The sequence below is a fragment of the Solirubrobacter ginsenosidimutans genome (assembly GCF_027587205.1).
In genome coordinates this window covers 47,901-67,013 of the sequence record NZ_JAPDOD010000048.1, presented here as the reverse complement: position 1 = coordinate 67,013, position 19,113 = coordinate 47,901, and the positions used below count along the sequence as shown (strand labels likewise).

Below are 19,113 nucleotides of genomic sequence, written 5' to 3'. Positions count from 1 at the left end.
CCCCAGCTGAAAGAATGGAAGTCCTGTTGCGCTGACCGCTTGAGCCCGCCGACGCAAATGTTCACCACCCCCACCAACGCGCCAACTCGACCAGTACGAACCTGATCGAAACCCCCGCGTGGAGCCTCAAACGCGCACGGTCAACCACGGCGACCGGGACAACCGCGAGTGCGGGACACACTGACCAGCCCACGCCCGTAACTGTCGGTATCCCGGCACGGCGATTCGGGGCGACAGAGCCGCGCCGAGCGGCGGACGGCGGCGAGGCAGTCCCGGAGGGTGCGCCACTCCCCCCTCCCCACCCGGCGCAGTTGACTTTCGCCCCTACGCGACCACGTCGACCTCTCGCTGTACGACGGGCACCCTAGTGTCGAAGTAGCTGTAGTTGATCGTCAGGCGGTAGTGGCCCGGGGTGAGGCCACCCGGAACCTCGCGCGTGAGCGTTCGCTCGGTCTTCGGAGCGACGAGGTGCAGGTTCGGGAGGGAATCGCAGATCGTGGTCGTGCCCGTCGAGGTCCAGACGTCGCCAGTGGCGCAGTCGAGCTGGACCGGCTCCCAGCCGCCTTCCGGGGTCGCGCGCTCCCACGCCACATCGGTCCATTCCGCGACGCCCAGCGTGCAGTCGCCGGGGTTGGCGAAACGGATTGCAAACGCCTGGTCGGCACGGAGGACCGTGGGCTCGACGGAGATCGCCGGTCCGGCCGCGTCCCCGTGCTCGCACGCGAACCCCGGGTCGTCGGCAAGCGTGATCCAGCTCCCGTACCGCTTGCCCCCGACGTCGAGCCGGAGGGCGAATCGCTCGCCCGACCGGCCCGCGAGTTCCGTGGCGAACGTCCCGCGGCGCAGCCGCTCGACTTTGAACCGCTCGACGTCGCGGCCACGGGAATCGACGGCCGCCAGCGAGAGCTTGACCGCGCGCCGGGGTGACTTGACCGACACCGCGAGGGTCGCCACCCGGTTCGCCGGGAACCGGGCCGAGGCGGTCAGCGGCCAGTCGACGCGCACGCCCTGCGCGCGCAGGACCTTCACGTCCGGCGGGTGCGCACGCGGGAGTGCGTGCGCCGTCCCGGCGAAAGCCGGTAGCAGGAGCAGCGTGAGACCCAGCGCGCGGAGCATCCGCCGAGTATTGCGGCGGATGCGCGCGATCGGACCTAGCCGGCGCGCGACACGGCGATGTGCAGGTCGAGGCCCTCGATCTTCACCGGCTCAACCGCACCCACGCCGTCGTACGACACCGACAGAGCGAGTGTCTCGCGCGTCACGTACTCCTCGAACGCCTGGGCGGCCTCGAGCAACTCAGACGCGCCGCCCAGAGCCAGAGAGATCCGGTCCTCGACCTCCAGACCCGCGCCCTTGCGAGCGTTCTGGATCGCGTGGACGATCTCGCGGGCCAGGCCCTCGCGGCGCAGCGACTCGTCCAGCTCGAGCTCCAGCGCGACGGCGTGCGAGCCCTCGCGCTCGAGCTGGTAGCCGTCGAGGGGCTTCATCGCGAGCATCAGGTCGTCGGTGTCGAGCTCGTGGTCGTGGCCGTCGATCGAGATCCCGACGCGCCCGCCGTCGCGCAGGGCGTCGGCGACGTGCTGCGGGTCCAGGGAGGCGACGGCGGCGGCGACCTGCGGCATCGCCTTGCCGAAGCGGGGGCCGAGGGCGCGGTAGTTGGGCTTGACCTCGTAGGAACCGAGCTCGTCGGCCTGGGTGACGTAGCGGAGCTCCTTGACGTTGAGCTCCTCGAGCGCGACCCCGGCCAGGCGCTCGATCGCGGCGCGCTCGCCGCCCGCCGCGACGACCACGGCCGCGCGCAACGGCTGGCGGACCTTGAGCTTCGCCTGGCCGCGGGCGGCGAGGCCGAGGCGGACGGTCTCGCGGACGGTCGCCATCGCGAACTCGAGGTCCGTGTCACGCTCGCCGGCCGCAGGCCAATCGGTGAGGTGGACGGACGGCTCGCCGCCGTCGAGATTGTCGTAGATCTCGTCGGCGACGAAGGGCGTGAACGGCGCGAGCAGCTGGCTCACGGTCACGAGGCACTTCCGGAGCGTCGAGAACGCGGCGGCGTCGCCGTCCCAGAAGCGACGGCGCGAGCGCCGCACGTACCAGTTCGACAGATCGTCCACGAACGCCGCGATCGCCTGGCCGGCGCGGGTGGCGTCGAACGCGTCCAGGCGTTCGGTGACCGTCTCGACCGTCGCCGCCAGCCGTGACAGCGCCCAGCGGTCGAGGTCGTTCGCGGGCGCGACGTCCGCCGGCTCGACCCCGTTCACGTTGGCGTACATCACGTAGAAGCCGTACGTGTTCCACAGCTGCAGGAGGAAGGAGCGCAGCGACTCGCCGACCGTGTCGGCGTCGAAGCTATAGCCGTCCCACGGCAGCTTGCTGGCCAGGAAGTACCAGCGGAAGGCGTCGGCGCCGTGGCGCTCGATGACGTCCCACGGCGCGACGACGTTGCCGAGCGACTTCGACATCTTCTTGCCGTCGGGATCGGAGAGATGCCCGAGGCAGAGCACGGTCTTGTAGGAGCTCTGGTCGAAGAGCAGCGTCGAGATCGCGATCAGCGAGTAGAACCACCCGCGGGTCTGGTCGATCCCCTCGCAGATGTAGTCGGCCGGGAACTGCTGGTCGAACTTGTCCTGGTTCTCGAACGGGGCATGCCACTGGGCGAAGGGCATCGAGCCCGAGTCGAACCAGACGTCGATCACCTCGGGCACGCGGCGCAGCGGCTCGCCGCCGGTGGGCGAGGGGATCGTCACGTCGTCGACGAACGGGCGGTGCGGGTCCTCCAAAGCGACGCCCGACAGCGCTTTGAGCTCCTCGAAGGAGCCGACGGCCAGCGACTCACCTGCCTCGTTGCGCCAGATCGGCAGCGGTGTGCCCCAGTAGCGCTCGCGCCCGAGCGCCCAGTCCACGTTGTTCTCCAGCCAGCGGCCGAAGCGCCCGTGCTTGATGTGCTCGGGATGCCAGTCGACGGTCTCGTTGGCGGCCAGCAGCCGGTCCTTGACCGCGGACATGCGGATGTACCAGGTCGGCTTGGCGTAGTAGAGCAGCGGCGTGCCGCAGCGCCAGCAGTGCGGGTAGGCGTGCAGGAGCCGCTCGGACCGGAACATCCGGCCGCGCGCCTCGAGGTCCTTGATCAGGTCGTTGTCGGCGTGCTTGACGAAGACGCCCTCGTACGGGCCGATGCGCTCGTCGTAGGTGCCGTCGGAGCGCACGGGGTTGATGACGTTCAGCCCGTTCTCGGCGCCCAGGCGGAAGTCGTCCTCGCCGAACGCGATCGCGGTGTGGACGATGCCGGTGCCGTCCTCGGCGGAGACGAAGTCGGCGGGCAGGACGGTGTGGCCCTTCTCGCCGTAGTCACTCGCCGGGATGAAGCCGAACGGCGGCTCGTACGCCGCGCCGACCATCTCGGCGCCCGGGAAGCGGTCGGTGACGACCGCGCCGTCGCCCAGCACCCGCGCGGCCAGCGCCTCGGCGAGCACATAGCCCTCCGAAGAGCGCATGTAGGTCAGCTCCGGGTCGACGGCGACGGCAGCGTTGGAGACCAGCGTCCAGGGCGTCGTGGTCCAGACGAGCAGCACGTCGCCCTCGCGCAGAGCGCCGGCCGGCTTCGTGACCGGGTACTTGACGTAGACGCTCGGGTCCTCGACGTCCTTGTAGCCCTGGGAGACCTCGTGCGAAGAGAGCGACGTGCCGTCCTTGGGGCAGTACGGCACGACCTTGAAGCCCTCGTAGAGCAGGTCGCGATCCCACAGCTGCTTCAGCGCCCACCAGACCGACTCGACGTAGGTGGTGTCGAGCGTGCGGTAGGGCTCGTCGAGGTCGACCCAGTAGCCGATCCGCTCGGTCAGCTTCGTCCAGTCCTCGAGGAACTCGAAGACCGACTCGCGGCACTTGGCGTTGAACTCCGCGATGCCGTAGTCCTCGATCTGCTGCTTGTTCTCGATCCCGAGCTGGTTCTGGACGGCGATCTCGACCGGCAGGCCGTGGCAATCCCAGCCGCCCTTGCGATAGCTGTAGAAGCCCTGCATCGTCTTGTAGCGCGGGAAGATGTCCTTGAAGACGCGCGCCAGGACGTGGTGCGAGCCGGGCCGGCCGTTGGCGGTCGGCGGGCCTTCGTAGAAGACGAACGGCTCCGCTCCCTCGCGGCGGCGCATCGACTCGTTGTAGATGTCGCGCTCGCGCCAGCGCTCGAGGATCTGCTCTTCCAGCTGCGGGAAGTTGGCGTCTTTAGGCAGGGGACGATGCGGCATCGCGAGTGAGTCTAGGTAACGTCGAGCCATGCGGATGGGGAGAGTGCTGGCGCTGGTGGCGGGTGCGCTGGTGTTGTGCATCGCCGGCCTCGGGCTCGCCGTCTATTTCACGCGCGACGAGGACAACCTCCAGGCCGACAACCTGCTGGCGGAGAACTTCACCAAGGCCGTGACGCTCGCGCCGCAGAACGACGGGAAGGTCGAATTGCCCGCCCTGGCGCGCTTTGAGTGGGATCGGGTGCTGCTCGTGCAGCCCGGGACGTCACGCGCCGCGATCTCCCAGCGGCTCGGCCACGAGTGGACCGGGATCGACACCGTCGACGGCGGCGACCTGCTGCTCTTCGTCAAGGACGGGAAGGTCGTGCGGTTCGCCGACTACCGGGGTTCGAACACGTTCGAGGGGTTCGAGCGCCCGTTCGACGAGATCGCACGCGAAGACGCGACCTTCGCGGTGCGTGACCGCGTGGTCAGACCGACCGGCTAACGCTTGCGGTGAGCTTTGCGCGCGGCCTTCTGGGCGTGCGTCTTCTTGCGCGCCTTGGCCTTCGCCTGCATCTTGTGCCGGTGCGGGCCGGCGTCGCGCAGGCCACCGGCGAGCTCGGCCTCGGGGATCGCCGCGCGCGCGTCGCGCATGATGAACCAGCCCATTACGAGGAAGCCGACGATCAGCACGCCGCCGATGCCGAACAGGAGCGTCCGGCCGGTCGAGCCATCGTCGACGGTCGTCGTCGACGCCGTCGGGGTGGCTGTCGGTGCCGGTGCCTGGGGCAGTGGGCCGAAGGCGCTCGATTGCGCACTCGCCGCGGCGGGGAGGGCGAGGACGAGCATGGTGGTGAGAAGGGCGAGGCGACGCGTCATGGGCCGGGACAGGGTAGTCATGCGGGCGCTCCTGTCAACGCCCAGCGCGATCCGGCGAACCGCGCGCCGCACGTAACTAGACGAATGGCGATCAGCGCGACGAGTCCCCACCAGACGCCGGTGATGCCCCAGCCGTTGTGCAGAGCCAAAAGCGCGATCGGGATGTAGACGGCGGCCGCGGCCAGCATTCCCCACATCAAAAACCGTGTGTCACCCGCTCCGATGAGAATGCCGTCGAGCGCGAAGACCGCGCCGTTGAACGGCATCATCAGCGCGAACAGCGGCCAGATCTCGCCCGCCTTCTCGATCACCGCGGGATCGCTGGTGAAGAGCTGGGGGATGAGATCGCCCGTGGCGAGCAGGACGAGCCCGAACAGCGCGCCGATCGCGACCGACCAGCCGATCATGCGGGTCGCGGCCTCCCGCGCCCCCGTCGCGGCGCCGGCGCCCAGCATCCGCCCGACCATCACCTGCCCCGCGATCGCGATCGCGTCGAGCACGAGCGCCAGGAAGACCCAGAGCTGGAACGCGATCTGGTGCGCGCCCAGCGACGCGGCCCCGATCCGCGCCAGCACCGCTGAGCCGAGCAGGAACGAGCCCGTCAGCGCGGTCGTCCGGACCGCGATCTCCGACCCGATCCGCATCAGCGGGCGCATCTTGTCCGGGTGCGGACGCTCCAGGCCCGCGCGGTACTGGACCACGAAGAACGCACCCGCCATGCCCGCCTGCGCGATCACGGTGCCCCACGCCGAGCCCTTCAGGCCCCAGTCGAAGCCGTAGACGAACAGCAGCTCCAGCCCGGCGTTGACGATGTGGGCGGCGACGAGGATGAACAGCGGCGTGCGCAGATCGCCCATCCCGCGCAGGTAGCCCTGGGCGGCGCTGGCGAGGATGAAGAGCGGGGAGCCGAGCGCGGCGATCCGCAGGTAGAGGACCGCCCCGTCCTTGACCTCCCCCTCCCCGCCCATGAGCGAGACGACCGCGGGCGCCGTGAGCTCGATGATCACCAGCAACAGCAGCCCGATGCCGATGCCGAGCCAGAGCGCCTGCGAGCCGAGCGCGGCGGCGCTGCGATCCTGCCCCGCCCCGTGCAGCCGCGAGACCTGCGCGGTGGTGCCGTAGGTGAGGAAGTTGAAGATCGTGAAGGCGGTCGAGAGCACGGTCGCGGCGATCGCCAGCGACGCGAGCTGCGTCGTGCCGAGGTGGCCGACGATCGCCGTATCCACGAGCACGTACAGCGGCTCCGCGGCCAGCGCGCCGAGCGCGGGCAGGGCGAGCAGGAGGATCTCGCGGTCGTAGGACGAGCGCAGCCTCACCGGTTCAGCACCGCCGCGATGATCGGCGCGTAGCCCGTGCAGCGGCACAGGTTCCCCGCCAGCGCCTCCTTGAGCTCCTGCTCCGCCGGGTCCGGGTGCTCCGCGAGGTAGGCGTCGAGCGTCATCAGGAAGCCGGCGGTGCAGAACCCGCACTGGAGCGCGTGGTGCTCGTGGAAGCTGCGCTGGAGCGGGCCGGGCGCGAGTCCCTCGATCGTGCGCACGTCGCACCCGTCGGCCTGGACCGCGAGCAGCAGGCAGGACCGCACGGGCTCACCGTCGAGCTGCACCGTGCACGCCCCGCACACACCCTGCTCGCAGCCGACCTTGGTGCCGGTGAGGCCCTGGTCGCGGACGAAGTCGGAAAGGAGGGTGCGCGGCTCGACCTCGGCCTCGTACTCCACGGCATTGATCCGGACCTTCATCGCCGCCCCGCCGCGGTCAGCGCACGGCGCGTCACGTCGGCCACCAGCGCCCGCCGGTGGTCGCCCTCGACCTCCTCCGCCGCCAACTCCGCGGCTTCGGCCGCGCTCGCCCCCTTCAGGAGCGCGACCTCGGCGCGCGGCGCGCGGCCCGTCCCCAGCAGCGCGACCCGCGCGTGGCCCGGAGCCAGGACGACCGCGGCGCCCGCGTCGGCGAACATGCCCCGGGTCCGCGCGTACTCGGCGTAGGCCGTCCGTGCACCCGCCGGCAGCGGCGGGACCTCGATCGAGACGAGCAGCGGGCCGCGTTCGACGAAGCGCGCTTCGAGGGCCGCGAGCGCGGCGGGGAGTTGGGCGCGCGGGTCGGCGTGGACGACCGACCCGCCGATCGTTCCGCGCGAGCGGGTCGCCGGATGGCCGACGTGGGCGACGGCCTGGGCCAGCAGCGGCCAGTGCTCGGCGATCAACCTCGAGCGCTCGAGCGCCGCCTGGCGCACGGCGGCGCCGAGCTCCAGCACGCCGTCATGGCGACGGATCACCCCGAGCCCCGCCCCGTTGATGTCGACGAGCCGCGTGGCCCGCACGGCCCGCAGATTGAGCAGCGGCACGAGGCTCTGCCCACCCGCCAGCACTCGCGCGCCGTCCACGGACAAAGCTGCAAGCGCCTCCTCGACGGACCGCGCGGCCACGTACTCGAACGGCGCCGGCTTCACGACCAGCGACTCGCGGCGACGAAGCGACCGAACTCACGCGGGGCGAACGCGGCGCGCAGCACCGCCGGCGCCTCGCCCTCGACGACGATCCCCGAGTCGGTCGCCGTCGCGACCACCGTCCGGCGGCCGTAGACGCGGAAGACCGCGGTGCCCGTGTCCTCGTCGACCTCCTCGAGCACGATCGTCCCGTCCGCGTCGCGCAGGAACAGCGGCCACGTCATCGCAGCGCCCGCCAGACCTTCTCCGCGGTGAACGGCGGGTCGATCCGAATGCCCCCGAGCGCGTTCGCCAGCGCGTTCGCGACCGCGGCGGGAGCGCCGATCGTCCCGCCCTCGGCCACGCCCTTCAGCCCGAGCGGATTGAACGGCGACGGGGACTCGACGAACGCGGTCGAGAACTCGGGGATCTCGGCCGCCGTGAGCAGCGCGTAGTCGAGCAGGCTGCTCAAGGGTTGCCCGTCCTCGTCGTGGACCTGCTCCTCGCTCAACGCACCCCCCAGCCCCTGCACCGCGCCGCCGATCACCTGCCCCTCGGCGAGCAGGGGGTTGACGATCCGCCCGGCGTCGTCGACCGCGATCAGCCGCCGCACGCGGACGTGACCGGTCGAGCGGTTGACCTCGACCACCGCCACATAGGCGCCGGAGGCGAAGACCTGGTCGGAGCTGAACTTCGCGTCGCCCGGCCCGCCCGCCGCCAGATCGTCCGCCGCGGCGGCCACCGCGGAGCCGCCCATGACCGTGCTGCGGCTGGCGAAGGAGCCGACACCGTCCGCGATCGCGTCGGTATCGCCGGTCCGCACCGTCACCCGAGACGGATCGACCCCCAGACGCGACGCCGCGATCTGCGCGAACAGCGTGTGATGGCCCTGACCGGTCGGCGTCGAACCCACGGCGACGACGAAGCCGTCCCCCTCGCGCCGGACCGTCGCGTGTTCGAACAGCCCGCCCGAACGCTCCACGCACAGCGCCACACCCACGCCCACGAGCGCCTCGCGCCGGTCCACCCGCGGCGGCGCCGACGCCCACGAGACCGGCGCGCGGCGCTCCGGCGCATCCGGCACGGCCGTCCAGGCGGGCACGGGCGAAGCGGAGCGCGCGAAGCGCGAGGTGCGGGCGAACCGCGTCGTTTTCACCTGCGGCCCGAGCAGCTCCAGCGCGGTGTCCAGGCAACGCGAGAAGTCGCCGGAGTCGTACGTCCACCCGAGCGCCGTCTTGTACGGGAACGACCGCACGAGGTTGCGCCGCCGCAGGTCGAGCGCGTCGATCCCGAGTTGTCGCGCCGCGGCATCGATCGTGGTCTCGATCAGGTACGTCGCCTCCGGCCGGCCCGCACCGCGGTACGGACCTGTCGGCACCTTGTTCGTCCGCGCGCCGGTCACGATCACTTCGACGCACGGGATGTCGTAGCACCCACTGAGCAGCATCGCCGTCGTGTGCGGCGGGATCGCCGTGCTCGGCAGCAGGTACGCGCCAAGGTCGGCGAGGATGCGCCCGCGCAGCGCGAGGATCCGGCCCTCGGCGTCCAGCGCGAGCTCGACCGACGCGCGCTGCCCGCGCCCCTGCGGCGCCGACAGGAAGTTCTCGCGCCGGTCCTCGACCCACTTCACCGGCCGCTTGAGCTCAACCGCGGCGAGCGCGACGAGCGGCGTCTCGATCGGGAGCGTCCCCTTGGAACCGAACGCGCCGCCCACGTCGGGCACGATCACCCGCAGGATCCCCTCGGACACGCCCAGGATCTGCGCCAGCTGCGCCCGCGGGCGGTGCGCGCTCTGCGACGAGGACCAGACCGTGAGCCGCCCGTCGGCGAGCTCCGCGAGCGCGCCGCGGGTCTCCAGCGGCGTGGCCACCAGCCGCGGGATCACGTGATCGGTGCGCACGACGTGGGCGGCGGCGGCGAACGCGCCCGCCACGTCGCCCGCCCGCTGCTCCCAACGCGCCAGCTCCGACCCGGCGCGGGAATCGACGACCGGCGTCAGGACCTCGTAGTCGACCTCGACCCGCTCGGCCGCGTCCTCCGCGAGCGCCCGCGTCTCGCCCACCACCACGGCGACGGGCTGGCCGACGTAGCGGACCTCATCGCCGGCGAGCACGGGATGCGGCGCGTCGGCGACCTTCAACCCCGGCGGCGGGTCGACGCGGCCGGGGAACGCGCGCCCCGCGATGTCGGCCGCCGACCACAGCGCCCCGCGCACCGCGCGCACCTTGGCGTAGGCGTGCGGGCTGCGCACGAACGCCATGTGCAGCATCCCCTCGCGCCGGATGTCATCCAGGAATTCGGAGCGTCCGGCGAGCATCCGCTCGTCCTCGCGACGGCGGACCGGCCGGCCGATCGACACCGTTGCACTCACGAGATCGAGGGTATCTGTGGAAAGCTGCGCGTCGCAGTGAAGCTTCGGCTGTACCACCACCCCGACGGAGCGAGGATCGCGTATCGCGAGGCGGGGACCGGACCGCCACTCGCACTGCTGCACTCGACCGGCCTGACCCATCGCGAGTGGGAGCCGGTCGTCGACGAGCTCGCGCATCGCTACCGCGTCGTGCTCCCCGACCTCCCCCTGCACGGTGCCTCGGAGGACCGGCCGACGCACGCGTACTCACCCGACTGGCTGACCGAGGTGCTCGCCGCGTTCCTGCAGGACACGTGCGGCCCGCGGCCGCTGATCGGGGGTCACGGACTCGGCGCGCAGTTGGCGCTGATGGCGACGGCGAGCCACGCCATCCAGCCCGCCAAGCTCGTCCTGCTCCCCAACCCGATGCACACCAAGCCCAAGCGCTGCGGCCTCGAACGGGCAGGGCGCGTCGTGGTCCGTGCGGCGGTCGTGCCCGGGGTGGACCGCGTGATCGCCCGCTCGGCCACGCTCGTCCTGCGACCCAGCCGGGGCGACAAGCTGACCGTCACGGGTTCCCCCGGGGCGCGCGACGTGATGCGCCACGCGCTGATGGATCTGGGCGGCAACGGCAACCGCGTCCGCTCGTGGGCCAAGGCCGCGCGACGCTGGCCGCGGGGCGCCCAGAAGGACCTGATCGACGCCTACCCGGGGTTCACGTTCCCGGTGCTGCTGCTGTGGGCGGACGAGGACGCCTTCCACCCGCTCACGATCGCCGAGGAAGCGCTCGACCTCCTGCCCGATGCGCAGCTGCGCGTGCTCAAGCGAACGGGCTTCCTGGTCGCCTACGACGATCCGGTGGGTCTGGCACGCGAAATTCTTGCCTTTTGTGGGTGAGGGGATCGTTATCGTTTAGAAGAGATGTACGAGCTGGACCGTCCCATGACGTGCTCGATCGGGCGTGCGATGGAGATCCTCGGCGAGCGCTGGACGTTCCTGATCCTGCGCGAGTCGTTCTACGGCGTACGCCGGTTCTCCGATATCCAGCGCAACCTCGGGATCGCGCGCAACATCCTCTCCACCCGCCTGCAGACCCTGGTCGGCGCGGGCATCCTCGTCCGCGTCCTCTACCAGGCCGAGCCCGAGCGCTACGAGTACCGGTTGAGTGAGGCCGGCAAGGATCTCTATCCGGCGATCGTCACGCTGATGCGCTGGGGTGACCGCCACCTCTCGGGTGAGCTGGGCCCGCCCGTGGTGCTGCGCCACAACCCGTGCGGCCACGCCGCGGAGCCGCTGCTGGTCTGCTCGCACTGCCGCGAGGAGCTGGACCCGCACGAGGTCACGCCGGAGCGAGCCGACTCCGACGTCGCCACGGCCTGAGCCCGGCGCGCCGGCGCTCGCCGGCGATGAACCTTTCATGAGGACCACTCCGAACTGGGGCGTACCCGCTCCCCTACTCACCGGAGGTCTCCATCGTGAGCCGTCCCCTCCGCCGCGTCGCGGCGCTCGCTGTCATGTCCACCCTCGCCCTCGCCGGGACCGCTTCGGCGAGCCACGGTCCGCGCTTCGACGACGCGCAGACCTCGCGCGTCCTGTTCGCCACCACGGATCAGAACACGCTGATCCGCTTCAACGCCGCCCAGCCCGAGCGCCTTCGCGACGTTCGCGCGATCACCGGACTGCCCGCGGGCGTGACGCTCGCCGGGATCGACTTCCGGCCCGCGACCGGTGACCTCTACGGCGTCGGCACCGACTCGGTCGTCTATCGGGTGAACCCGCGTACGGGCATCGCCGTCGCCGAAGGGCCCGCGTTCACGGCGGGCCTCACCGGCGCGTTCTTCGGCGTCGACTTCAACCCGACCGTCGACAAGCTCCGCGTCGTCTCCGACGCCGCGCAGAACCTGCGTCTTAACGTCGACGAGGGGACGCTGCTGAGCAGCGACCTCGCGTTGAACCCCGGGATGCCGCGCGTCGTCGACGCCGGCTACACGAACTCGACCTTCAGCGCGGTCAGGCCCGCGGCGACGACGCTGTACGTGATCGACTCCGCGAGCGACACGATCTCGGTCCAGAACCCGCCGAACAACGGGACGCTGACGATGCCCAAGCGCCTCGGCTTCGACGTCTCCGACCAGTCGGGATTCGACATCGCGGGCGCCAACAACGTCGGCTACCTCGCCACGCGCTCCACTCGCGGGTCGAGCCTCTACACCGTCGATCCCGCCACGGGCCGCAGCCGCCTGTCCGGCCGCATCGGCGGCGGGCAGCGGCTCGTCGTGACCGGGCTGGCGGCCTGGCAGGACTGACCGCGCGCTCCCCGAGCGGGTCGCCTACGCGGCGGCCCGCTCGCGCGGTTGATCCGCTCAACACCCGTCATGCGCACGAACTCGCAGTGCTGCAGACGCTGGACCAGATCTCCACCCTCGACGAAGAGGAAGCCGACCTGCTCGTCCGCCGCGACGACGCGGCGATGCGCACCCTCTACCGGCGGTATGAGAGACGCGTGTACGGGTTCGGGCTGCGGCTGCTCGGCGACCGTGGTCTCGCCGAGGAGCTCGTCCAAGAGTCCTTCATGCGTCTGTGGCAGGGAGCTCGCCGGTTCGACCCCACCCGCGGCACGGTCCGGGCCCTGCTGTTCACGATCGCGCGGAGAGTCGCGATCGACCTCCGCCGGCGTCCCTCCTCCCGCGCATTCGCGCCGGAGGTCGAGGATGGCGCGGCGTTCGACGCACGCGCCGACGAGGTACTGCTCGCCGTCACGGTCCGTGACGCGATGATGTCCCTGTCTCCAGCCCATCGTGAGGTGCTGGAGCTGATCTATGACGAGGATCTGAAACTGGGCGCGATCGCCTGCAAGCTCGACGTGCCGCTCGGCACCGTCAAGACGCGCGCGTTCTACGCGCTGCGAGCTCTGCGTGCCGCGCTGCGGGAACGCGGATTCGATGACTGAGCATCCCGATCTCGTCGAGTGGGCGCTGGGACAGCTCGACCCTGTCGAGACGCGCGCGTTGGAGGCACACCTGGCGACCTGCGAGACCTGCCGGCGCGACGCCGACGAGCTGCGCGGGACGCATCTCGCGCTCCAGCACGCGGCGGCGCCGTTCGACGTTCCCGCCGGTTTGGAGCAGCGCGCGCTGCCCGCCAAGCGCGCGCGGCGCCTGCCTCGCCTCGCGTGGGTGGCCGCGCCCGCCGCCGCCGCGGTCGCCGCCGCGGTGCTGCTGCTCACGGGCGGCGGAGCCACGCCGGAGCGCCTCGCGCTGCACAGCACGACGGGGGAGCGCGTCGACGTCACCGCGGCCGTGCGGGTGACGCCTGTCGGGCGCGAGGTCGAGCTCGACATCCGGCGGCTGCGCGACCCGCGCCCGAACGGGCTCTACGAGCTCTGGTTCGTCGCCCCTGACGACACGTCCCGCCGGCCGCACCGGGTCTCGGCAGGAACCTTCCATCCCGACGAGCACGGCCGCGGCAGCGTGCGCCTGCTGGCCGCTGCTGATCCGAAGCGCTACCCACGCCTGGTGGTCACGCTGCAGCCCAGCGACGGCAACCCGCGCCGGATCGGCCCCGAAGTCCTCCGTTAGGCCTCCGGCTTCTTGTCGGGCTCGGACCCGTTGGAGGCGGCCTTGGAGGTGCGCGCGAGCGCGGCCTGGGCCATCTCGAGCGCCGGGCCGGCCTGCCCGATGACCTGCGCGATGATCTCCGAGATCCCCTGGGCGCCGTTGAGCACCGTGAGGTTGTCGACGTACTTGAAGGACTCCGCGGCGGCGCGCACGATCTCCGGGAGCTGCTCGGCGATCTGCTGGCCGATGACCGCGTCGGCTTCCTTCTCGAGCGCCTCGGCGCGCTTGGCGATCGAATCGGCCTCGGCCAGGCCCTTGGCCCGGATCGACGCGCCCTCGGCCTCACCCTTGGCCTTCGTCGCCTCGGCTTCGGCGATGCCGCGCTGGCTCGTGATCCGCGCTTCTGAGGCGCCGATCTGCTCGATCTGCTTGGCCTTGGCCGCCGCGGCGAGCTCGACCTCACGGGCCTGCGCTTCGGCGATCGAGATGCGGGCGACGCGCTCGGCCTCGGCCTGGACCTGCTTCTCGTAGGCCGCGGCGTCGGCGGGCTTGCGGACGGCGGTGTCGAGGCGCTTCTCCTCGCGCTCGGCCTCCAGCTCGGCGACCGCGGTCTCTTGGACGACGACCTGCTTGCGCGCCTCGGCGTCGGCCAGCGGCCCGGCCTGCGCGGACATGGCCGCCTGCTTGTCGATCTCCGCCTGGTAGGCGGCGCGCTTGATCTCCGAGTCGCGGCGTGCGGCGGCCTTCAGCGCCTCCGCCTCCTGCTCGCGTTCGGTCGCCTCGCGATCGGAGGCCGCGGCGGCGATCCGCGCGCGCATCTTGACCTCGGCCGCCCGCGGCTCACCCAGGGCGCGGATGTAGCCGGTCGGATCGATGATCTCCTGGATCTGCAGCGAGTCGATGATCAGGCCGAGCTTCTGCATCTCGTCCGCGCTCGCGTCGCGGGTGGCCTGCGCGAGCTCGTTGCGGTTGGCGATCAGGTCCTCGACCGAGAGCCCGCCGATGATCGAGCGCAGATGGCCGTGGAAGACCTCGCGGACGAGGTCGTGCATCTGCCCCTGCTGGGCTTCGAGGAAGCGCGTGGCGGCGTTCGTGATCGAGCGTTCGTCGTCGCCGACCTTGAAGATCGCCACGCCGCGTACCCCCACGGGGATCTTCTGGGAGTCGACGCCTTCAACCTCCAGCAGCGCCTTGTCGGCCGACATCCCGAGGTACTGCGCCTTCTGCATGACGGGCACGACGAACGCGCCTCCACCCGTGACGATCTTGAACGTCCGGTCGGCCACGGCTGCACCCTTGACCCCGAAGCCGGTGACGATCAGTGCCTCGTCGGCGGCCGGCACCTTCCACAGGACCTTGAACAGGATCGCCAAGACGAGTGGGATGAGGATCACCGCGACGATGACCACGATCAGCGTGGAGTTCACTTCTACGACTCCTGCGTGAGAGGGGTGACGAGCACGAACCGAGGCGGTTGGTAGTCGATGACGACGATCGGGGTGTACGGCTCGATCGTCCCGCCGTCGACGTCGCGGGCGAGGAACGCCTCGACGCCTCCACGGATCGCGACCATGACCTCGCCCGTGCGGTCCGGACCCATTCCTCCCGTGGAGGTGACCCGACCGTGGCTGCCGACTGGCGATTCGCTATTGGACATTCGTTTCGCAAACGTACCGAGATGCCTCACGCTCTTGGCCAAAGTTTCCGTTGCACGCTGAGCGCTAGCGTTAGGCGCCGAGCGAACCGATGACACGGAGGAGCGCATGAGCGTCCAGGAATCTGCGCAGGAACTGTGGGGCGGCGAGACCACCAAGGCAGTCGCGAACTTCCCTGTTTCAGGAGAACGCGTGCCGCTGCCGGTCGTCCGCTGGCTCGGCCGCATCAAGGGCACCGCCGCGCGCGTGAACGCGGAGCTCGGGCTGCTCGATGCCGACCTGGCGGAGAAGATCGCGGCCGCGGGCGACGAGATCGCCGCGGGCAAGCACGACGCGCAGTTCCCCATCGACGTCTTCCAGACCGGTTCTGGCACGTCGTCGAACATGAACTCCAACGAGGTCATCGCCACGCTGTCGGGTGCCCACCCGAACGACCACGTGAACATGGGGCAGTCGTCGAATGACGTCTTCCCGTCCGCGGTGCACCTGGCGGCGCTCGACGAGGCGACCAATGTGCTGCTCCCGGCGCTGGCGCAGCTCGAGGCCTCCTTCGCCGCCAAGGCCGAGGCCTTCAAGGACCTCGTCAAGTCCGGCCGCACCCACCTGATGGACGCGGTGCCGGTGACGCTCGGCCAGGAGTTCGCCGGCTACGCCGCGCAGATCCGCCTCGGTCAGCGCCGGATCGAGAACGCGCTGCCGCAGGTCGCCCAGATCCCGCTCGGCGGCACCGCCACGGGCACCGGCCTGAACACGCACCGCGACTTCGCCGCGAAGGTGCGCGAGCGCATGAGCGCCGACACCGGCCTCACGATCTCGGCGCCGGAGGACCCGTTCGAGGCGCAGGGCAACCGCGACGCGCTCGTGGAGTTGAGCGGGGCCCTGAAGGTCGTCGCCGTCTCGCTGATCAAGATCGCCGGCGATCTCGCGCTGATGGGCTCCGGCCCGCGCGTCGGGATCGGCGAGATCTACCTGCCCGAGCTGCAGAAGGGCTCGTCGATCATGCCCGGCAAGGTCAACCCGGTGCTCCCGGAGGTCGTGCTCCAGGTGGGTGCGCAGGTGATCGGCAACGACACGGCGATCACGATCGGCGGCCTCCAGGGCCAGTTCGAGCTCAACGTGCGCATCCCGCTGATCGCCCGCAACCTGCTGCAGTCGATCAGCCTGCTCGCGAACGCGTCGCGGCTGTTCGCCGAGAAGTGCGTGGACGGGATCGAGCCGAACCTGCCCGGCCTGGAGGCCTCGGCCGAGGGCACGCTGGCCGTCGCCACCGCGCTGAACCCGTACATCGGCTACGACAAGGCCGCCGAGATCGTCAAGGAGGCCTCGTCCTCGGGCGGGACCCTGCGCGAGGTCGCCCGCAAGCACGGCGTCGACGAGGAGACGCTGGACAAGGCGCTGGACCTGCGCAAGATCGCCGCGGGGTCGAGTGCGAGCCCGGCCGGCGGATGACGAAGGACCGGCCTAGCGGTCCGGGCATTCCGGATGTGTGGCAGCGAGTTGCTACCTGAGCTGGAACGGTATTACGACGCGGCGCCGCGCTCGGCAGCCCGCGTTGAGCAGGTCGGCCCGTTCTCCGTGTTCGTGGGGACGGGCTCGTGGTCGTACTACGCGCGGCCGCGGCTGGGCCTCGAGCACGCGTTCACGATCGCCGACGTCGAGGCCGCGACGGCGCGCAAGCGCGAGCTCGGCCAGCCCGAGAACATCGAGTGGGTGCATGAGACGACCCCGACGCTGCTGGACGCGGTTCGCGCGGCCGGGCTCGAGGTGCTCGAGGCGCCGCTGCTGGTCCTCGACCGGTCTGCCTGGCGGGCGCCCGAGCCGCCGTCCGGGATGACGCTGCGCGTGCTCGACGCCGACGATCCCGCGCTCGCTGCGGCCTCGGCGGTGCAGGCGGTCGGCTTCGGCGCCCCCGGGACGGCCCCCGGCCCGGAGGGCGTGCGTGAACGCGACGCGGCGATCGACGACGCCGACTCGGCCTTCCTGCGCGAGCGCATGCGGCGCGGCCTGACCGTGACGGTCGTCGCCGAGAGCGAGTACGGGCCCGTCGCGGCCGGCGCGCACCAGCCCGTCGACGGCGTAAGCGAGATCGTCGGCGTCGCCACGCTGCCCGCCGTGCGGCGCCAAGGCCTGGGGGGCGCCGTGACCGGCGCGCTGGTCGAGGACGCCCTGGCGCGCGGCGTCGAGACCGTCTTCATCTCCGCGGGGAGCGACGACATCGCCCGCGTCTACGCCCGCCTCGGCTTCCGCCGGGTCGGCACGGCCTGCATCGTCGGGTGAGCGCGCCCGCTGATACGCGGCCGCGGCCCCGCGCGCGGGTCTCGAGCGGCCGGGGGCGGCCGGCGTGAGCGACCGGGCCGTCTTCGCCGGGGTGCTGGGCGCGCTCGTCATCGCGTTCTCGGCGATCCTCGTCGACCTCGCCGACGTCACCCCCGCGACGGCCGCCTTCTGGCGCTGTGCCTACGCGCTGCCCATTCTGGGCGCGCTCGCGTGGGGCGAGCACCGCCGCCACGGGCCGCGTTCGGCGCGCGAGCGCTGGCTCGCGGCGGCCGCGGGCGTGCTCTTCGCGGTCGACATCATGGTCTGGCACTACGCGATCCGCGACGTCGGCGCCGGCCTGGCGACCGTGTTGGGGAACCTGCAGGTCGTCGTCGTGCCGTTCCTGGCGCTGGCGGTGCTGGGCGAGGCGATCCCGCGCAGCATCCTGATCGCCCTGCCGCCGGTCTGCGGCGGCGTGCTGCTCGTGTCCGGGGCGCTGGAGCACGGCGCCTACGGGGCGAACCCTGCCCGCGGCGCGCTGCTGGGGATCGCCACCGGCCTCGCGTACGCGGCCTACCTGCTCGTGCAGCGTCAGGGGTCGATGGACCTGCGGCGCCCGGCGGGCGCGCTGTTCGAGATGTCCTTCGTCGCCGCGGTCGTGTGCCTCGCGTTCGGCCTGGCGATCGGCGCCGACGATCTCGCCCCCGCGTGGCCGAGCGCGGGCTGGCTGATCACGCTGGCGCTGACGTCACAGGTGGTCGGCTGGCTGCTGATCACGTTCTCGCTGCCGCGCCTGCCCGCGGCGCTGATGTCGATCATCCTCACGATCCAGCCGATCGCCTCGGTCGGCCTCGGCGCGATCCTCCTCGGCCAGGAGCCGTCCGCGTTGCAGTTGCTGGGCGTGACCTTCATCCTGGCGGGCGTGCTCTCCGTCGCCGTCAAGAAGCGCCGTGCACCTGCGGCAACTGCTGGCTGAGGGCCGCCGGGTCCAGCTCGACGGCGGCCTCTCGACCGCCCTCGAGGAGCTGGGAGCGGACCTCGACGACCCGCTGTGGACGGCGCGGATCCTGCGCGACGAGCCGTCGCTGGTGCTGGCCGCGCACCGCGCGTTCGTCGCGGCGGGAGCCGAGATCGTGATCAGCGCCAGCTACCAGGCGCCGGATGAGTTGCTCGCGGAGAGCGTGCGGGTGGCGCGGCGGGCGGGCGTGCTGGTGGCCGGCTCGGTGGCGCCGTACGGCGCGTCGCTGGCGGGTGGGCAGGAGTACACCGGCGACTACGAGGTACCGGCGGGGTGGCACGAGCGCCGCTTGGCCCTGCTGTTGGAAGGCGAGCCGGACTTCCTGGCGATCGAGACGCAGCCACGCGCGGACGAGGCGGCGGCGATCGTCTCGCTGCTCGAGGACATCGACTGCTGGGTGACGTTCACCTGTTCCGACGGCGAGCGAACGGGCCACGGCGAACCGATCGAGGAGGCGGTTCAGGCCGTCCTCGCACGGCAGGTCGCCGCGGTCGGCGTGAATTGCACCGCACCGGAGCACGTCGACGAGCTCCTCGCCCGCATCCGGTCGGTGACCGACCTGCCGCTCGTCGCCTACCCGAACGCGGGCCGGGTCTACGACGCCTCGACGAAGACGTGGAGGGGCGGCGCATCCTCGTGGAGCGGCAACGCCGCGATCGTCGGTGGGTGCTGCGGTGTCGGCCCGGCCGCGCTGACGTCATAGCCGGCGAGCGTCGACTTTCTCGAGCTCTACGCGAGAAACTCGACGGTCGCC

At 71.4% G+C, this 19,113-nt stretch carries 20 protein-coding genes; 10 read left to right on the top strand and 10 right to left on the bottom strand.

The genetic code is table 11. The features are described from left to right. Positions 1–324 precede the first annotated feature (324 nt). Positions 325–1,116: a hypothetical protein gene (locus tag OM076_RS35045; RefSeq protein ID WP_270044821.1), complete on the bottom strand. Its 792-nt coding sequence runs from the start codon at positions 1,114–1,116 to the stop codon at positions 325–327. A gap of 35 nt (positions 1,117–1,151) precedes the next feature. Next, complete coding sequence (gene ileS / locus OM076_RS35040) at positions 1,152–4,241, bottom strand: isoleucine--tRNA ligase (protein WP_270044820.1); 3,090 nt, start codon at positions 4,239–4,241, stop codon at positions 1,152–1,154. Positions 4,242–4,269: 28 nt separating this feature from the next. Here ileS and OM076_RS35035 point away from each other — a divergent pair, with 28 nt between their 5' ends. Continuing rightward, positions 4,270–4,725 (top strand): hypothetical protein, encoded by a 456-nt coding sequence (locus OM076_RS35035; protein ID WP_270044819.1) that lies wholly within the window; start codon positions 4,270–4,272, stop codon positions 4,723–4,725. Here OM076_RS35035 and OM076_RS35030 read toward each other — a convergent pair. The 6 genes from OM076_RS35030 to OM076_RS35005 are packed head-to-tail and all read right to left on the bottom strand — an operon-like array spanning position 4,722 to position 9,894. Further along, positions 4,722–5,099: a hypothetical protein gene (locus OM076_RS35030; protein WP_270044818.1), complete on the bottom strand. Its 378-nt coding sequence runs from the start codon at positions 5,097–5,099 to the stop codon at positions 4,722–4,724. The genes OM076_RS35035 and OM076_RS35030 overlap by 4 nt on opposite strands. Before the next feature lie 17 nt (positions 5,100–5,116). Further along, positions 5,117–6,415: an MATE family efflux transporter gene (locus tag OM076_RS35025; protein ID WP_270044817.1), complete on the bottom strand. Its 1,299-nt coding sequence runs from the start codon at positions 6,413–6,415 to the stop codon at positions 5,117–5,119. Further along, positions 6,412–6,837, bottom strand: a complete 426-nt coding sequence (locus tag OM076_RS35020) for a (2Fe-2S)-binding protein (RefSeq protein ID WP_270044816.1) — start codon at positions 6,835–6,837, stop codon at positions 6,412–6,414. The genes OM076_RS35025 and OM076_RS35020 overlap by 4 nt, the downstream gene beginning before the upstream one ends. Then, a complete protein-coding gene (locus OM076_RS35015) occupies positions 6,834–7,547 on the bottom strand; it encodes an FAD binding domain-containing protein (protein ID WP_270044815.1) in 714 nt (237 codons plus the stop codon). The genes OM076_RS35020 and OM076_RS35015 overlap by 4 nt, the downstream gene beginning before the upstream one ends. Continuing rightward, positions 7,544–7,768: a hypothetical protein gene (locus tag OM076_RS35010; protein WP_270044814.1), complete on the bottom strand. Its 225-nt coding sequence runs from the start codon at positions 7,766–7,768 to the stop codon at positions 7,544–7,546. The genes OM076_RS35015 and OM076_RS35010 overlap by 4 nt, the downstream gene beginning before the upstream one ends. Next, positions 7,765–9,894, bottom strand: coding sequence for a xanthine dehydrogenase family protein molybdopterin-binding subunit (locus OM076_RS35005; protein WP_270044813.1), 2,130 nt, complete (start codon positions 9,892–9,894; stop codon positions 7,765–7,767). The genes OM076_RS35010 and OM076_RS35005 overlap by 4 nt, the downstream gene beginning before the upstream one ends. A gap of 36 nt (positions 9,895–9,930) precedes the next feature. On the opposite strand from OM076_RS35005, the gene OM076_RS35000 reads away from it, so the two are divergent. The 5 genes from OM076_RS35000 to OM076_RS34980 all read left to right on the top strand — a co-directional run bounded on the left by OM076_RS35000 (position 9,931) and on the right by OM076_RS34980 (position 13,451). After that, positions 9,931–10,770, top strand: coding sequence for an alpha/beta fold hydrolase (locus OM076_RS35000; RefSeq protein WP_270044812.1), 840 nt, complete (start codon positions 9,931–9,933; stop codon positions 10,768–10,770). A 24-nt stretch (positions 10,771–10,794) separates the two neighbouring features. Beyond that, on the top strand, positions 10,795–11,253 hold the full coding sequence (locus OM076_RS34995; protein WP_270044811.1) for a winged helix-turn-helix transcriptional regulator: 459 nt from the start codon (positions 10,795–10,797) through the stop codon (positions 11,251–11,253). A gap of 95 nt (positions 11,254–11,348) precedes the next feature. Beyond that, entirely contained in the window at positions 11,349–12,179 is an 831-nt protein-coding gene (locus tag OM076_RS34990; RefSeq protein WP_270044810.1) for a DUF4394 domain-containing protein, read from the top strand. Positions 12,180–12,265: 86 nt separating this feature from the next. Next, positions 12,266–12,823 carry a sigma-70 family RNA polymerase sigma factor gene (locus OM076_RS34985; RefSeq protein ID WP_270044809.1) on the top strand — a complete coding sequence of 186 codons (558 nt, stop codon included), beginning with the start codon at positions 12,266–12,268 and terminating at the stop codon, positions 12,821–12,823. Continuing rightward, complete coding sequence (locus OM076_RS34980; protein WP_270044808.1) at positions 12,816–13,451, top strand: anti-sigma factor domain-containing protein; 636 nt, start codon at positions 12,816–12,818, stop codon at positions 13,449–13,451. The genes OM076_RS34985 and OM076_RS34980 overlap by 8 nt, the downstream gene beginning before the upstream one ends. Here the strand turns inward: OM076_RS34980 and OM076_RS34975 are convergent. Further along, on the bottom strand, positions 13,448–14,857 hold the full coding sequence (locus OM076_RS34975; protein WP_270044807.1) for an SPFH domain-containing protein: 1,410 nt from the start codon (positions 14,855–14,857) through the stop codon (positions 13,448–13,450). The two genes, OM076_RS34980 and OM076_RS34975, sit on opposite strands and share 4 nt — an antisense overlap. 2 nt (positions 14,858–14,859) lie before the next feature. Further along, the gene (locus tag OM076_RS34970; protein WP_505017726.1) at positions 14,860–15,087 is read right to left on the bottom strand and encodes an NfeD C-terminal domain-containing protein; all 228 of its coding nucleotides are present in this window, start codon (positions 15,085–15,087) and stop codon (positions 14,860–14,862) included. A gap of 106 nt (positions 15,088–15,193) precedes the next feature. Between OM076_RS34970 and OM076_RS34965 the strand changes: the two genes are divergently transcribed. From OM076_RS34965 to mmuM, 4 genes are all read left to right on the top strand, one after another. Then, entirely contained in the window at positions 15,194–16,534 is a 1,341-nt protein-coding gene (locus OM076_RS34965; RefSeq protein WP_270044805.1) for a class II fumarate hydratase, read from the top strand. Positions 16,535–16,582: 48 nt separating this feature from the next. Then, positions 16,583–17,362 (top strand): GNAT family N-acetyltransferase, encoded by a 780-nt coding sequence (locus OM076_RS34960; protein ID WP_270044804.1) that lies wholly within the window; start codon positions 16,583–16,585, stop codon positions 17,360–17,362. 64 nt (positions 17,363–17,426) lie between these two features. Beyond that, positions 17,427–18,317 (top strand): DMT family transporter, encoded by an 891-nt coding sequence (locus OM076_RS46490; protein ID WP_270044803.1) that lies wholly within the window; start codon positions 17,427–17,429, stop codon positions 18,315–18,317. Continuing rightward, the gene (mmuM, locus tag OM076_RS34950; protein ID WP_270044802.1) at positions 18,292–19,062 is read left to right on the top strand and encodes a homocysteine S-methyltransferase; all 771 of its coding nucleotides are present in this window, start codon (positions 18,292–18,294) and stop codon (positions 19,060–19,062) included. Before OM076_RS46490 ends, mmuM begins: the two co-directional genes overlap by 26 nt. The last annotated feature ends 51 nt before the right edge of the window (positions 19,063–19,113 follow it).